General features: G+C 42.0%; 12 protein-coding genes. All 12 read left to right on the plus strand.

Features of this window, described 5'->3' with window-relative positions; genetic code table 11:
- The first annotated feature begins 234 nt into the window (after positions 1 to 234).
- The gene (locus tag NFS18_RS13085; RefSeq protein WP_251390833.1) at positions 235 to 912 is read left to right on the plus strand and encodes a hypothetical protein; all 678 of its coding nucleotides are present in this window, start codon (positions 235 to 237) and stop codon (positions 910 to 912) included.
- Between the two features lie 454 nt (positions 913 to 1,366).
- Entirely contained in the window at positions 1,367 to 3,355 is a 1,989-nt protein-coding gene (gene uvrB / locus NFS18_RS13090) for an excinuclease ABC subunit UvrB (protein WP_251390835.1), read from the plus strand.
- A gap of 81 nt (positions 3,356 to 3,436) precedes the next feature.
- Positions 3,437 to 6,283, plus strand: coding sequence for an excinuclease ABC subunit UvrA (gene uvrA / locus NFS18_RS13095; protein ID WP_251390838.1), 2,847 nt, complete (start codon positions 3,437 to 3,439; stop codon positions 6,281 to 6,283).
- 356 nt (positions 6,284 to 6,639) lie between these two features.
- A complete protein-coding gene (gene mreB / locus NFS18_RS13100; protein WP_251390839.1) occupies positions 6,640 to 7,629 on the plus strand; it encodes a rod shape-determining protein in 990 nt (329 codons plus the stop codon).
- Positions 7,630 to 7,661: 32 nt separating this feature from the next.
- Positions 7,662 to 9,884, plus strand: coding sequence for an SF1B family DNA helicase RecD2 (gene recD2 / locus NFS18_RS13105; RefSeq protein WP_251390841.1), 2,223 nt, complete (start codon positions 7,662 to 7,664; stop codon positions 9,882 to 9,884).
- A 14-nt stretch (positions 9,885 to 9,898) separates the two neighbouring features.
- A complete protein-coding gene (locus NFS18_RS13110; protein ID WP_251390843.1) occupies positions 9,899 to 10,654 on the plus strand; it encodes a ComF family protein in 756 nt (251 codons plus the stop codon).
- Positions 10,655 to 10,733: 79 nt separating this feature from the next.
- Positions 10,734 to 11,129 (plus strand): hypothetical protein, encoded by a 396-nt coding sequence (locus NFS18_RS13115; RefSeq protein ID WP_251390845.1) that lies wholly within the window; start codon positions 10,734 to 10,736, stop codon positions 11,127 to 11,129.
- A 3-nt stretch (positions 11,130 to 11,132) separates the two neighbouring features.
- A complete protein-coding gene (locus NFS18_RS13120; RefSeq protein WP_251390847.1) occupies positions 11,133 to 12,215 on the plus strand; it encodes a hypothetical protein in 1,083 nt (360 codons plus the stop codon).
- 92 nt (positions 12,216 to 12,307) lie between these two features.
- Entirely contained in the window at positions 12,308 to 13,183 is an 876-nt protein-coding gene (cdaA, locus tag NFS18_RS13125; protein ID WP_251390849.1) for a diadenylate cyclase CdaA, read from the plus strand.
- On the plus strand, positions 13,170 to 14,462 hold the full coding sequence (locus tag NFS18_RS13130; protein WP_251390851.1) for a CdaR family protein: 1,293 nt from the start codon (positions 13,170 to 13,172) through the stop codon (positions 14,460 to 14,462). Before cdaA ends, NFS18_RS13130 begins: the two co-directional genes overlap by 14 nt.
- Positions 14,463 to 14,483: 21 nt before the next feature.
- Positions 14,484 to 14,759 carry an HPr family phosphocarrier protein gene (locus NFS18_RS13135; RefSeq protein WP_251390853.1) on the plus strand — a complete coding sequence of 92 codons (276 nt, stop codon included), beginning with the start codon at positions 14,484 to 14,486 and terminating at the stop codon, positions 14,757 to 14,759.
- A gap of 42 nt (positions 14,760 to 14,801) precedes the next feature.
- The gene (locus NFS18_RS13140) at positions 14,802 to 15,716 is read left to right on the plus strand and encodes a sugar phosphate nucleotidyltransferase (RefSeq protein ID WP_251390855.1); all 915 of its coding nucleotides are present in this window, start codon (positions 14,802 to 14,804) and stop codon (positions 15,714 to 15,716) included.
- Positions 15,717 to 15,784 lie beyond the last annotated feature (68 nt).

Raw genomic sequence — 15,784 nt, forward strand, 5'->3', positions numbered from 1 at the left:
AAATCTGCTCCTTATCCTGTTGTATCTCTGTTATCTTTAATTCCGTTTCCGGATAAAAACTATCTATACATAACGTATTGTGTGAACCTGGCATTTGACAGCCTCCTCATCTCGTTTGATATGTTAAGTATACTACATATTTGATAATATAGGAAACTACAAAACGGTTAATTGCGGAAGAACCTGTGTCACCGGAATGGCGGTTTAGAATCGCCCGGAATACTCAAAAAAGTAATGGAAGTTATTGAAAATGGCCAAAAGGAGTTGGATAAAGATGCATGCAATATTTATGTTATGTTGAAAACTATAAAAAATAGCAGTGATATATGGAGACATAATGTTGACATTATGATATATAATGGGAAATTATATGTTAGTAAAGTAAATATGTGGAATCATTTTAGAGTATGTGGAAAAGAAGAAAAAGCGAAAAAATTTATTGAGAATTTTCCTGAACCGGTTTTATTCTGTGAGGAAAGAATGGATAGGTCGCATGTTTCTGATTGGATTGAGAATGATAGTTTGGTTTGTATTTCTGAAAAATACTTACAAGTGTATTTGTTTAATGCGACAAGTCAACATAATGGCTTCAGAAAGCAGGCGGTAATTAAGTTGTTGAATCTTTTGGAAGAAATAAATATAGACGAGACATGGTGGATTAAACAAATCTGGGATTATATAAAAGAAAATAGAAAACAATTAATTGAAAAGTTTCATGCAAAGATGTCTCAAGGTATTCTTTGGTTAAAGAAAGAGTATATCAGAGATGATATAGAGGCAAAAGAAGAATATTTTATGATATATGAATCGGGGTGGGTAGAGCGATATTTGGATAATGAATTTTGCGAGATTTTACAAAATTCCATAAATGGAAAGTCTTATGAACATATTATTAGTATACATAAAGGGTAAAATAAAGAACAACTCATAGGAAGACTGCTTAGACGATCTCCAGCCGTTTATTGATGAAGTAATCCCAAAGGAAGAATGTGAAAGCGGTACTGATTTTTCAGAAGATAATTATATAGAACAAATCAGTGAGTTTCTTGCATGAAAATAAGATACTGGCATAATTAAATCGCATGAAAAAAGTACAGAACAAAAGTTCGATTTTGGTCTGTACTTTTTTTGACTTATATGTTATAATGAAAAACCAAATGACTGGATAATACTATCTGTACTGATTGGTATTATTCAGTGTTGTTTCGTTTCAAAAATACGGTTTTGTGACCTGCATTCGTGGAATTGCTATTTTAACGCTTATTCGCCAGCTTTGCAAGCCCATTTTACACGAATCGAAAATCAAATTACACGAATTTCGGGCGAATAGGCAAACTTTTTTCGGTCACAAATTGGAGGTTTTCATATGCCAGAGTTCAAATTACAAGCCCCCTACAAGCCCACCGGCGACCAGCCGCAGGCCATCGCCGAGCTGGTCAAAGGCTTCAAAGAGGGCAATCAATTCCAGACTTTACTAGGGGTTACGGGTTCCGGCAAGACATTTACGATGGCGAATGTCATTCAGGAATTACAGAAACCCACTCTCGTTATAGCACATAATAAAACGCTTGCGGCGCAGCTCTACGGAGAATTCAAGGAGATGTTCCCGGAGAATGCCGTGGAGTATTTTGTGTCCTATTACGACTATTACCAGCCCGAAGCTTATGTTCCTTCCTCAGACACATACATTGCAAAGGATTCTTCTATTAATGATGAAATTGATAAGCTGCGTCTTTCTGCCACAATGGCGTTGACTGAGCGGCGGGATGTCATTATCATTGCCAGTGTATCCTGTATATACGGTCTGGGAAGCCCGATGGATTATCAGAATATGGTGATTTCCCTGCGTCCGGGGATGATAAAGGAACGTGACGAGTTGATGGCAAAGTTGATTGAGATTCAGTATGACCGCAATGACATGGATTTTCATCGAGGAACTTTCCGTGTGCGGGGAGATGTTGTGGAAGTAATTCCCGCATATGAGTCTGACACGGCGATTCGGATTGAATTTTTTGGAGATGAAATCGACCGGATCACGGAGATCGACATTTTAACAGGGGAGATCAAAGACGAACTGAAGCATGCAGCGATTTTTCCGGCATCGCACTATGTTGTGGACAGGGAGAATATCAACCGTGCTGTAAAGGCGATAGAGGAAGAGTTGGAGGAGCGTGTAAAGGAGTTCAAGCGGCAGGACAAGCTTCTGGAGGCGCAGCGCATAGCGGAGCGTACGAATTTTGATATTGAGATGTTAAAGGAGACGGGTTTTTGTTCCGGTATCGAGAATTATTCCAGACATCTTGCAGGACTAGCTCCGGGGCAGGCGCCGTATACACTGATTGATTATTTCCCTGAGGATTTTATTATGATGATAGATGAGTCCCACAAGACGGTGCCGCAGATAGGCGGTATGTATAATGGGGATCAGTCCAGAAAGTCAACGCTGGTAGATTATGGATTTCGTCTTCCATCAGCAAAGGACAACCGTCCCTTGAATTTTGAAGAGTTTGAAGGTAAAATAGATCAGGTTTTGTTTGTGTCTGCAACTCCAGGCATGTATGAAGAAGAGCATGAATTGTTTCGTGCAGAGCAGGTGATACGTCCGACAGGTCTTTTGGACCCGGAGGTGGAAGTGCGCCCGGTAGAAGGTCAGATTGATGATTTGATCGGTGAGATTAATAAAGAGATCGCAAAGAAAAATAAAATTCTTGTGACGACTCTGACAAAACGTATGGCAGAGGATTTGACTGATTACATGAGAGAGGTGGGAATTCGTGTAAAGTACTTGCATTCGGATGTGGATACATTAGAAAGAACGGAAATTATTCGTGATATGCGTCTGGATGTGTTTGATGTGCTTGTGGGAATCAACTTGCTGCGGGAAGGACTGGATATTCCAGAGATTACATTGGTGGCAATTTTGGATGCAGATAAGGAAGGATTTCTGCGTTCTGAAACTTCATTAATACAGACCATCGGACGTGCGGCTCGTAATGCGGAAGGACATGTTATCATGTATGCGGATACAGTGACTGACTCTATGCGGATGGCAATTGAGGAAACAAAGCGCCGCCGTGAGATTCAGATGCAGTATAACGAAGAACATGGAATCACGCCACAGACCATTAAGAAAGCAGTACGTGATCTGATCAGCATTTCACAGAAAGTTGACAGTGCACAGATGCAGCTAGAGAAAGACCCGGAGTCTATGAGCAGGGAAGAATTGGAGAAGTTGATTGCAGATGTAACAAAGAAGATGAAGAAGGCAGCAGCAGATTTGAATTTCGAGGCAGCGGCAGAGCTACGTGACAAGTTACTTGAATTAAAAAAGGCTTTACATGATATGGAAGAGTAATATAAATGAAAATGCGCTTACCGCAAGGGGCATAAAAACATATAACGATCGTGATTAGAATAATACACAGGAGACAGAACTATGGGAATAAAAATGGATGCCCGGAAATATATTAAAATCCGAGGGGCAAATGAAAATAATTTGAAAAATATCGATGTGGATATTCCAAGAAATGAGCTGGTTGTCCTGACCGGACTGAGTGGTTCGGGAAAATCGTCTCTTGCTTTTGACACCATTTATGCGGAGGGACAGCGGCGGTATATGGAATCTCTTTCTTCTTATGCAAGACAGTTTTTAGGACAGATGGAGAAACCGAATGTGGAGAGTATTGAGGGATTATCCCCGGCAATTTCCATTGACCAGAAATCAACGAATCATAATCCCCGTTCTACTGTGGGAACAGTGACGGAAATTTACGATTATTTCAGGCTTTTATATGCCAGAGTCGGTATCCCGCACTGTCCGAAATGCGGTAAGGAGATTAAGAAGCAGTCTGTGGACGAGATGGTAGACCATATTATGTCTATGCAGGAGGGGACGAAGATTCAACTGCTTGCTCCGGTTGTCCGTGGGCGAAAAGGAACCCATGCCAAGTTATTTGAGCGTGCGAAGAAGAGTGGATATGTTCGTGTTCGTGTGGATGGTAATTTGTACGAGCTTTCTGAGGAAATCACACTTGATAAGAACATCAAGCACAATATAGAAATTATTGTGGACCGTCTTATTGTAAAACAGGGGATTGAAAAGCGTCTGGCAGATTCTATTGAAAACGTATTGAGTCTTGCAGAGGGTCTGCTTGTGGTGGATGTGATCGATGGGGAGATGTTGAATTTCAGCCAGAGCTTTTCCTGTCCGGACTGCGGGGTTAGTATTGAAGAAATTGAACCGAGAAGTTTTTCTTTTAATAATCCGTTTGGGGCATGTCCGGCGTGTTTTGGACTGGGATATAAAATGGAGTTTTCAGAAGAACTTATGATTCCAAATCCGTCTCTGAGTATCAATCAAGGAGCGATTGCAGTGATGGGCTGGCAGTCCTGTGCTGATAAGGGGAGCTTTACCAATGCAATTTTGCGTGCACTTGGAGAGGCTTACGGCTTTGACTTGGATACCCCCATTGAGGAGTATCCCAAAGAGATACATGATGTGCTGATTTACGGAACAAACGGACAGCATATTAAGGTGCATTACAAAGGTCAGCGTGGTGAGGGCGTCTATGATGTGGCTTTTGAAGGTCTGATAAAAAGTGTGGAACGACGATACAGGGAAACACATTCAGAGGCATCAAAAGCAGAGTATGAGACATTTATGAATATTACACCGTGTTCTGAATGTAAAGGTCAGCGTCTGAAGCAGAGCGCGCTGGCAGTAACAGTTGGAGATAAGAATATTTCAGAGGTGACGGCGCTTTCGATTGAGAAACTGCAGCAGTTTCTTGAGAATCTGGAATTGACGCATACACAGCACCTGATCGGTGACCAGATTCTGAAAGAGATCAAAGCGAGGATCCGTTTTCTGATGGATGTGGGACTGGACTATTTGACGCTGGCGAGAGCGACAGGTTCTCTTTCCGGCGGTGAAGCGCAGCGTATCCGTCTGGCAACCCAGATTGGTTCCGGACTGGTGGGAGTGGCGTATATTTTGGATGAGCCAAGTATCGGACTGCATCAGCGGGATAATGATAAATTACTATTGACATTAAAGCGTTTGCGGGATTTGGGAAATTCTTTGATTGTTGTAGAGCATGACGAAGATACCATGTTTGCAGCAGACTGTATTGTGGATATTGGTCCGGGTGCAGGAGAGCATGGCGGTAAAGTAGTGGCAGTAGGAACAGCGCAGGAACTGATGGGGTGCAAGGATTCTGTTACAGGAGCATATTTGAGCGGAAAAAGGAAGATTCCGGTGCCGGAGGCGCGGAAGTCGCCGGTTGGATATTTGAAAGTAGTCGGAGCAAGAGAAAATAACCTGAAAAATATCAATGTGGAATTCCCGCTTGGCGTGATGACCTGTGTCACAGGCGTATCCGGCTCAGGGAAGAGTTCGCTTGTCAATGAAATTTTATATAAGCGTCTGGCAAGGGATTTGAACCGTGCCAGAACCATTCCGGGAAAGCACAAGAAAATCGAAGGACTGGATCAGGTGGATAAGGTAATTGCCATCGACCAGTCACCAATCGGAAGAACGCCCCGTTCCAATCCGGCAACCTACACCGGAGTATTTGATTTAATTCGTGATTTATTCGCGGCAACACCGGATGCCAAGGCGAGGGGCTATAAAAAGGGCAGATTCAGTTTTAATGTAAAGGGCGGCCGCTGTGAGGCATGCTCGGGAGACGGCATTTTGAAGATTGAAATGCATTTCCTGCCGGATGTCTATGTACCTTGTGAAGTATGCGGCGGAAAGCGGTACAATCGTGAGACGTTAGAAGTGAAGTACAAAGGCAAGAGTATTTACGATGTACTGAACATGACTGTAGAAGAGGCGGTGAAGTTTTTTGAGCATGTACCGAGTATCCGCAGAAAGATGGAGACATTGTATGATGTTGGGCTTTCTTATATCAGACTGGGACAGCCGTCTACGGAGCTTTCTGGCGGAGAAGCACAGAGAATCAAGCTGGCAACGGAATTGAGCAAGCGCAGTACTGGTAAGACAGTGTATATTTTGGACGAGCCGACAACGGGATTACATTTTGCAGATGTGCATAAGCTGACAGAAATCTTACGGAGACTGGCGGATGACGGCAATACGGTCATTGTTATTGAACACAATTTGGATGTGATCAAGACTGCGGATTATATCATTGACATCGGTCCGGAGGGCGGTGACAAGGGTGGAACAGTTGTTGCTACAGGCACGCCGGAAGAGATTGTCAAGTGTAAAAAGTCATATACAGGGAAATATATAGATGCGGTTCTGAAGAAAAAATAAGGACTTGTATAGTAATCTGCCTTCATAGGCATTTGATTGTACAAGATGCGGTAATATAGTTATAGTGAATCATGATATTTTATACAGTCTGTACATTTATTGTGCAGACTGTATAAAATTTTAGGACATTACAAAAAATACAAATTAAGGGTTTCTATTTTGGACTAAATTGATTATACTGGTAGTGCAACTTTTATGTTATAGGAAATGGCATGTGATATTTATTGGATATTCATAATGAAAAAATATGGATTCCTATATCATAAAATACGCTCCACTGAGGATACAGATGACAAGGACATACAGTACAAATGATATAAAAAATAGTAGCAAGGGAATTTGAAGGGAGCGTTTATATGTCTGTAGATATAGGAATAGACTTAGGGACGGCAAGTGTGCTTGTTTATGTAAAAGGAAAGGGAGTAGTGCTCAAAGAGCCGTCTGTAGTCGCATTTGACAGAGACACCAATGTGATCAAGGCAATCGGAGAGGAAGCCCGGCTGATGCTGGGGAGGACTCCGGGAAATATTATTGCGGTAAGGCCGCTTCGCCAAGGGGTAATCTCTGATTATACTGTTACTGAGAAAATGATCAAATATTTTGTACAGAAATCTATGGGAAGACGGACGTTTAAGAAACCGCGGATCAGTATTTGTGTGCCCAGCGGCGTGACAGAGGTAGAGAAGAAAGCGGTGGAAGAAGCGACTTTTGCAGCAGGTGCAAGAGAGGTTAATCTGATAGAAGAGCCGGTAGCGGCGGCAATAGGCGCAGGAATTGATATTTCCAAGCCTTGCGGAAATATGATTGTGGATGTGGGAGGCGGAACGTCAGATATCGCAGTGATTTCTCTGGGAGGAACAGTTGTAAATACATCCATTAAAATTGCAGGGGATGACTTTGATGAAGCGATTGTGCGATATATGCGGAAAAAGCACAATCTTTTGATAGGGGAACGTACAGCGGAGGATATTAAAATTAAGATTGGCACCACATATCCCCTTCCAGACAAAGAGACATTAGAGGTAAAGGGAAGAAATCTGGTAACAGGACTTCCCAAGACCGTGACAGTTACATCATCCGAGACGGAAGAGGCATTGCGTGAAACAACAAGTCAGATTGTGGAGGCGGTTATTAATGTGCTTGAGCAGACGCCGCCGGAGTTATCTGCAGATATTCTGGATAGAGGAATCGTACTGACAGGAGGCGGGGCTATGCTCCGCGGGCTGGAAGACTTGATTGAGGAACGGACAGGAATCAGCACGGTAACAGCCGAGGATCCATTGAAGGTTGTTGCAATTGGAACAGGTCAGTTTGTAGAATTTATGAGCGGAGTCAGGGATTACTAAAAGATAGAAATGAAAAACAGGAGATAAACAGTGTGGAAACAGTAACCGGATATGTAGACCATATCGTATTTCGGAATCAGGAAAATGGATATACTGTATTTAATCTTGATGCAGATGATGGGGAAGTAACCTGTGTAGGCAGTTTCAATTATATTAATGAAGGGGAATTGCTGGAACTGGAGGGGGACTATGTCAATCACAATGTATATGGTACACAACTGAAAGTGAACTCTCATCGTGTGAAGGAGCCAGAGGACCTGATGTCTATTGAGAGATATCTGGGTTCCGGAGCAATTAAGGGGATCGGAGCAGCTCTGGCGGGTCGGATCGTCCGAAGATTTAAGGAAGATACGTTCCGGATTATTGAAGAGGAGCCGGAGCGTCTTGCAGAAGTGAAAGGAATTAGTGAACGTAAGGCAAGGGAGATTTCTGCGCAGGTAGAAGAAAAGAAAGATATGCGCAAGGCAATGATATTTTTACAGAAATATGGTATTTCCACATCCCTTGGTGTGAAAATTTATCAGTTTTACGGCAATAAGCTTTATCAAGTGCTGGAAGAGAATCCTTACCAGATTGCAGACAATATAGGCGGAGTGGGGTTTAAGACTGCGGATGAAATCGCTTCTCGCATCGGGATTCATGCGGATTCAGATTTTCGCATTCGGAGCGGTCTGCTTTATGTTTTGCAGCAGGCTGTAGGAGAGGGACACATTTATCTGCCGCAGGAAGTATTGGTGCAAAGAGCCATTCAGCTTTTAAATGTGGAGATTATTGATGCAGAGAAATATGTAATGGATTTATGCATTGACAGAAAAGTAATATTAAAAGAAGAGAATGGAGAAGACCGCATTTATCCGGCACACTTTTATTATCTGGAGCTGAATACGGCGAAAATGCTTCATGACTTAGACATTGATTGTAACATGCCTGAGGAAATGATGGAAAAAAGGCTAAAAAAAATAGAAGAACGTGAGAAGATTACACTGGACATTATGCAGCACAAGGCGGTTATTGAAGCAATTAAGCACGGACTTCTGGTTTTGACCGGAGGACCGGGAACGGGCAAAACGACAACAATCAATACGATGATTCAGTTTTTTGAAAACGAAGGGATGGAGTTATTGCTGGCAGCGCCGACAGGACGTGCAGCAAAACGTATGACGGAGGCGACCGGATATGAAGCTCAGACCATTCATCGGCTTCTGGAAGTGAGCGGAAATCCGGAGGAAGAGGGCAGCGTTAACGGATTTCTAAAGAACAGGGAGAATCCGTTGGAAGCTGACGTGATTATTATTGATGAAATGTCCATGGTGGATTTGTCATTGATGCATGCTTTGTTATCAGCGGTTGTAGTCGGGACTCGTTTGATATTGGTGGGAGATGTGGATCAGCTTCCATCAGTGGGGGCGGGAAGTGTGCTGAAAGATATTATTGCATCTGGATGTTTTCCGGTAGTGACATTGACACGTATTTTCCGTCAGGCGGGAGAAAGCGATATTGTGGTCAATGCCCATAAGATCAATGCGGGAGAACGGGTGGTGCCAGATAACAAGAGCCGTGATTTCTTCTTTTTGCGCCGACAGGATGCAGATACAATTATCCGTGTGATCATTACATTGATTCAGCAAAAGCTTCCGAAATATGTAGATGCTTTGCAAAATGAAATTCAGGTCATGACGCCGACAAGGAAAGGGCTGCTTGGCGTGGAGCGGTTAAACCATATGCTTCAGAGATACTTAAATCCGCCGGAACCATCGAAAGAGGAAGAAGAAATCGGCGGACGTATTTTCCGCGTGGGTGATAAGGTTATGCAGATTAAGAATAACTACCAGCTAGAATGGGAGGTACGGACAAAATACGGATTGACAGTGGATACCGGACAGGGGATTTTCAATGGCGATATGGGGATTGTATCTGAAATCAACAAATACGACCGGATTTTGGAAGTTGAATATGACGAGCATAGAAAGGTGAAATATCCTTTTGAAGCTGTAGATGAACTAGAACTTGCTTATGCAATTACTGTACATAAGTCTCAGGGAAGTGAGTATCCGGCGGTGATCATACCGCTTTTGCCGGGACCGAGACTGTTATATAACCGTAACCTTCTTTACACAGCAGTGACAAGAGCAAAAAAGTGTCTTACAATTGTAGGGAGTGAAGATGTATTTCAGGAAATGATACAAAACGAAAACGAACAGAACCGTTATACAAGTTTGGCGGAACGTATACAAGAATTTGCAGAGGGATTTTAGAAAGGACTTTGGATTTGCTTTATCCGCCGCGCTGTCCGTTCTGTGGAGAAATAATTACAGAAAACAGGGGAATCAAGAATACTGCAGCGGCACAGAGCAATAAGATGAGATATCGCAGAGGGACACAGAAGGACAGGCACTGTATTTGTACAGAATGTAACCAGACACTTCCTTATATTGGTGAGCAGCGCTGTATGAAATGTGGAAAACCGGTGCCAATGGAAGAACAGGAATACTGCACTGACTGTGCAAAGCATAAACTTGCCTTCGAGCAAGGTAGGAGTCTGTGGATCCATACAGGAAGTGTTATGCAGGCTGTTTATCGCTTTAAATTCCATAACAAACGGTATTATGCCCATATTTTTGCACAGGAGATGGCAGAATACTATGGAGACTGGGTTCAGATGAATAGAATTGAAACGATTATCCCTGTTCCTCTGCATTTTTCTAAACGAAGAAGCAGAGGATTCAATCAGGCTGAATTGCTGGCAAATGAATTTGGAAAACTGACCGGGCTTTCAGTGGAGACAAATGCGGTGGTGCGAATTAAAAAGACCAGTCCCCAGAAAAAGCTGAGTCATGAAGAGCGTCAGACAAATCTCAAAGGGGCTTTTGGGGTACGGACAGACTGGAAACCGGCAAGGACGGTCTTACTTGTAGACGATATTTATACAACAGGAAATACGATACACAGGATTGCAAAAGTCTTGAAAAAAGCAGGTGTTCAAAAAGTGTTTTTTTTAACCATAAGCATTGGACAAGGACTCTGAATATATGTTATACTAAAAATGATGGGTTGACATAAGATTAATTCTAAACAGACCTTGGATACATATTCGGGAGGCAGGTATGTTAGATAAAAGAAGAATCAGATTGATGGCAAGAATGTCTGCATATGAAAAGAACCATATTAAGCAGGATTTGAAGATTAGTACATATTATAAAAAAGATTATGCAAGTTTGAATACATTGATTACACTTTTGTGGATTACGGTTGGTTATGTGATTGTGGCTGGTCTGTATGCCCTTTGCAATATGGATGCGATTTTGAAGAATCTGGATTTGAATAAACTGTTTCTTCTGGTAGGAATTGCAGTGGGTGTTTATCTGATGCTGGTTATTATCTATTGTGTCTGTGCCAGTAGTTTTTATAAGGCGAAGCATAATCATGCGAAGCAGCGCGTAAAGAAGTTTTACAGAGATCTGGCACGTTTGGAAAAGATGGATATAAAGGAGAACAGGTAGGTTATGAGCACATTACTTAGTATACGAGAGCAGTTGAAAGAGATTTATGCAAAGTATTCGTTTTATATTACGCTTAGTATGCGGTTTGCGCTGGGAGTGCTGATATTCGGATTGATTAATTATAATGTGGGGTTCATGAAGGCGGCATCTTCTGTCGTAGTTACAATCGGGCTTTCAGTTGTCTGCGCATTTCTTCCTTTGATTGTTATGGTACTGGGGGCAACAGGTTTGATACTGATGCATTTGTATGTATTGTCTTTGCCGATTACGTTGGTTGCCGCATTGTTTTTTATTTTGATGTATATCTTTTATTTTCGTTTTTCTTCAAAGAAGGCTTGGCTTGTATTGTTAACAGCGGCAGGCTTTTCTTTGCAGATGCCGCTTGTGGTTCCGGTTGCGATTGGACTTCTTGGAAGTCCAGTATGCCTTGTACCAGCAGTATGCGGAACATTTACATATTATATGCTTCACTTTGTTAAAATATCGGCAAGTTCTTTTAAAGGAGAAGGAGGCGGTGTAGAAGCACTGGTAGATGGAGTGATGACATTTACGAAGCAGTCTCTGATGAATAAAGAGATGTGGATTATGGTTGCAGCTGTTGTTTTATGTGTACTTGTTGTATATGGTATCAAATCCAGAGGTATTGATCATTCCTGGAAAATTGCAACGGGAGCAGGAGCTGTAACAGCGATTGTTATCGCAGTGGCAGGAAATGTTGCATTGGGACTTCACATTTCCTATTATTCATTGTTCATCAGCGGAATTGCGGCTATCGTTGTGGGATTGTTGTTAGAGATTTTATTTCTGTCAGTGGATTATCTGCGTACAGAACATTTGGAGTTTGAAGATGACGAGTATCATTATTATGTAAAGGCAGTTCCTAAAATAGGTGTGACTGTTCCGGAAAAGAGTGTGAAGCATATCAATGAGCGTCAGGATAGTGAAGAAAGGGAAGAGTTTTCCGGGAGAAGAACAGGTGTGGGAAGAAAAAGGGAAAATAATTCAATAGAGCATACAGAGGAGCTTTTGCTGACAAGAAGTCTGAATAAAGAACTGGGGCTGGACGAAAGACCAAAAGATAAATAATAAAGAATTATAGAGAGACACAGCTAGATAGAATAAGCAAATATTGAAGAGGACAAAATAAATTATTAGAAGAGAAGAACGGAGGTGGAAAGATGCAGTTATGGATTCAGAATTTTATGAACAAATATATCGGTGACTGGTACTTTCCGGCTATTCGTTTAACCGATATTCTGGAAATATTGATTATTACGGTTATCGTATATGAGATTATGCTCTGGATTAAAAATACAAAGGCATGGATGTTGCTGCGGGGAATGCTGACTTTGGCAGCATTTATTCTGTTTGCAGCAATTTTTCGGATGCATACCATTCTCTATCTGGCAGAAGCAGCAATTAATGTACTGGCTGTCGCAGCAGTTGTAGTATTCCAACCGGAACTGCGTCGTGCACTGGAGAAGCTGGGAGAGAAAAATCTATTCAGTTCATTTTCTTTATTTGATAAGAATAAAGAGAATCAGAGATTTTCTGATTATACAATAGAAGGCATTGTAAGAGCCAGCTTTGATATGGGAAGTGTGAAGACAGGCGCATTAATCGTAGTAGAACAGGCGATTCATCTGACTGAGTATGAAATGACCGGAATCGAACTGGACTGTAAAGTTTCCCGGCAGGTTCTGATTAATATATTTGAACATAATACGCCGCTCCATGACGGGGCTATTATCATACGCGGGAACAGGATTACATCTGCTACCTGCTATTTGCCGTTATCGGATAATATGCAGATCAGTAAAGATCTTGGAACAAGACACCGGGCTGCGCTTGGTATCAGTGAAGTTAGTGATGCACTTGTGATCGCAGTGTCCGAAGAGACGGGAAAAGTATCTGTTGCAATGGGCGGGCAGCTTGTGCGCGGAGTTACGGCAGAATATCTTGAGACAAGGCTGTCTCAGATACAGTACCGGATGCCGGATACAAGGAAGCGGTTTAGTCTGCGGAAAGGACGGCATAAAGATGAAGAAAACTAATTTGCATAAGTTTTCCAGCAATCTTGGACTTAAAATCATTGCTCTTGTATTTTCTGCGATACTCTGGCTTGCGGTTGGATTTATTGACGACCCGGTTAAGAGCGAAGCATTCAGTAACATTCCGTTTACACTCAAGAATGAAGAAATTATTACGAATGACGGTAAAAAGTTTAAGATTATGGATGACATTGACTCTGTGCGTGTAGTTGTCCGTGCACCCCGTTCTATTCTGAACAACATTAATAGAAGAGATATCACAGCAGTTGTAGATCTGAGACAGCGGGATTCCAATACCGGGGTAGTCCCGATTAAAGCAGTAGTGTCTGGCTATGAGGAGAGTCTGAAGATAACAACAGAAACTAACCCGAATAATATTTTGATTAAGGTGGAGAATGAGGCGAGCAAGAGTTTTCCGATTTCTGTTATGACTGAGAATAATCCAAGGGATGGGTATGAACTGGGAGAAATGAAGGTTAATCCCGAACGGGTTGAAATCAGCGGTTCCGAAAGTACCATAGAGGATATCCAGAAAGTTGTTGCGAAAATAGATGTAATTGGTATATCAGAGGATTGTGAGATTAAGGCAAGTCTGCATATTTTTGATGGAAATGGCAATGAGATGGATCAGAATGGCTTACAGATGAATCTTGGAGACAAGGGTGTCAGTGTCAATGTGCAGATTCTGCCGAGTAAAAAAGTGAAGCTGGAGTTTGAGGTATCAGGCAATCCTGCGGAAGGTTATTATTATACAGGACTGAGCAGTGTGCCGGAGACGATTAAGGTATATGGTACAAAGGAGGCGCTGAAAGGACTGGATTCTATTAAAATACCTGCAAAGGTAATTGATATCAGCGGCGTAGATTCAAAGAGGGAATATACGATTGATATTTCACCATATCTTCCAGAAGGTGTGGCGCTGACAGATGAGACTGCCAATAATGTGATTGTTACAGTTATGGTAGAGAAAGATGGAACCAGAACATTCCTGCTTCAGGTAGGCTCGATCAGGATTAATAATCTTGCTGAAAATCTCAGTGCGACAATGGAAGTAAGCGGAGACCTGGAAGTATATTTTACAGGAAAAGAAGAGCTTCTGGAGAAACTGGACATCAAAAATGCGGCTTCTATTGATCTGCGTGATTATACAGAACCTGGGACTTATGAAGTTCCGGTCTATATAGCAGTAGATTCCGATGTTGTTTTGATGAATAATCCAGTAGTTACGGTTACTCTGGCACAAAAGGCAGAGGAAAATGAATCAACCGGGACAACAGAGTAATAAGATAGGAGGGATTCCCCGATGGTAAGACAAGAGGTTATAATTAAAAATCCGACGGGGCTGCACTTAAGACCGGCCGGACTCTTTTGTAAGACTGCAATACAGTTTGAGTGCAAAATTACCATAGAAAGGAAAAATCAGGGAGAGGAAATTTATGCCAATGCGAAAAGTGTTTTGAGTGTTCTTGGTTCATGTATCAAAAGTGGTGATGAGATTACCATTGCCTGTGAAGGAAAGGACGAGGAAGACGCATTGAAAGCTATGGTTCAGATTGTAGAAGACGGACTTGGAGAATAGTCAGAAAATCAGATATGCAAGAGTAAAAAGGAGAAAATACACATGAATAAAGCAACGTTAGTCATTATGGCAGCGGGAATTGGAAGCCGTTTCGGCGGAGGAATCAAACAGTTGGAGCCGATAGGACCAAATGGCGAGATTATTATGGATTATTCGATTTATGATGCAATGGAGGCAGGATTTGATAAAGTTGTTTTTGTTATCCGAAAAGATTTGGAGAAGGATTTCAAAGAAGTGATAGGCGATCGGATTGAAAAAGTTGTAGATACGGCGTATGCATACCAGGAAACATCAGATATTCCATCACACTATGCAGAACAGTACAAAGAACGCACAAAGCCATGGGGAACCGGACAGGCAATCCTGTGTTGTAAAGAAGTAGTAGATTCTCCGTTTCTTGTAATCAATGCTGACGACTATTATGGAAAACAGGCATATGTAGAAGCATTCCATTATCTGACAGAGAAAAAGAAATCTGACAAGATGGAAATATGTATGGTGGGATTTGTCCTGAAGAATACATTGAGTGAGAACGGCAGCGTGACAAGAGGGATCTGCCATGTGGATGGGAATAGAATGCTGACGGATATCGTAGAGACGCAAGGAGTTGAAAAGAGTAATAACGGAGCAGTCATCCGCAGTGAAACGGGAGAAAGAGCTGTAGACGCAAATTCAGTTGTTTCCATGAATATGTGGGGACTTTATCCGGAATTCTTTCAAATTCTGAAGAGTGGATTCGATATATTTCTTTCCAATATTGAAGAAGGCAATTTGAAAGCAGAATATCTTTTGCCTACCATTATCGGCGGTCTTCTGGAGGAAGATAAGATAGCAGTCAAAGTACTGGAGTCAAATGATAAGTGGTTTGGAGTGACCTACAAAGAAGATAAGGACAGTGTGGTTGCATCCGTCAGGGCGCTTGTGGATGCAGGAATGTATCCGGAGAAGTTATTCTGAAGGAGATTTTAATATATATCTAAATTAGGAACGAGTATAAAAAAGACCCCGGGTGTTTGATTATGGAG

The sequence above is a fragment of the Mediterraneibacter agrestimuris genome, from assembly GCF_943193195.1.
Taxonomy (GTDB): domain Bacteria; phylum Bacillota; class Clostridia; order Lachnospirales; family Lachnospiraceae; genus Schaedlerella; species Schaedlerella agrestimuris.

Coding starts and splice junctions, on each gene's coding strand:
- NFS18_RS13120 (WP_251390847.1), top strand. CDS start 11,133: ATGAGCACATTACTTAGTATACGAGAGCAGTTGAAAGAGATTTATGCA.
- cdaA (WP_251390849.1), top strand. CDS start 12,308: ATGCAGTTATGGATTCAGAATTTTATGAACAAATATATCGGTGACTGG.
- NFS18_RS13130 (WP_251390851.1), top strand. CDS start 13,170: ATGAAGAAAACTAATTTGCATAAGTTTTCCAGCAATCTTGGACTTAAA.
- NFS18_RS13085 (WP_251390833.1), top strand. CDS start 235: ATGGAAGTTATTGAAAATGGCCAAAAGGAGTTGGATAAAGATGCATGC.
- uvrB (WP_251390835.1), top strand. CDS start 1,367: ATGCCAGAGTTCAAATTACAAGCCCCCTACAAGCCCACCGGCGACCAG.
- NFS18_RS13135 (WP_251390853.1), top strand. CDS start 14,484: ATGGTAAGACAAGAGGTTATAATTAAAAATCCGACGGGGCTGCACTTA.
- NFS18_RS13140 (WP_251390855.1), top strand. CDS start 14,802: ATGAATAAAGCAACGTTAGTCATTATGGCAGCGGGAATTGGAAGCCGT.
- uvrA (WP_251390838.1), top strand. CDS start 3,437: ATGGGAATAAAAATGGATGCCCGGAAATATATTAAAATCCGAGGGGCA.
- NFS18_RS13115 (WP_251390845.1), top strand. CDS start 10,734: ATGTTAGATAAAAGAAGAATCAGATTGATGGCAAGAATGTCTGCATAT.
- mreB (WP_251390839.1), top strand. CDS start 6,640: ATGTCTGTAGATATAGGAATAGACTTAGGGACGGCAAGTGTGCTTGTT.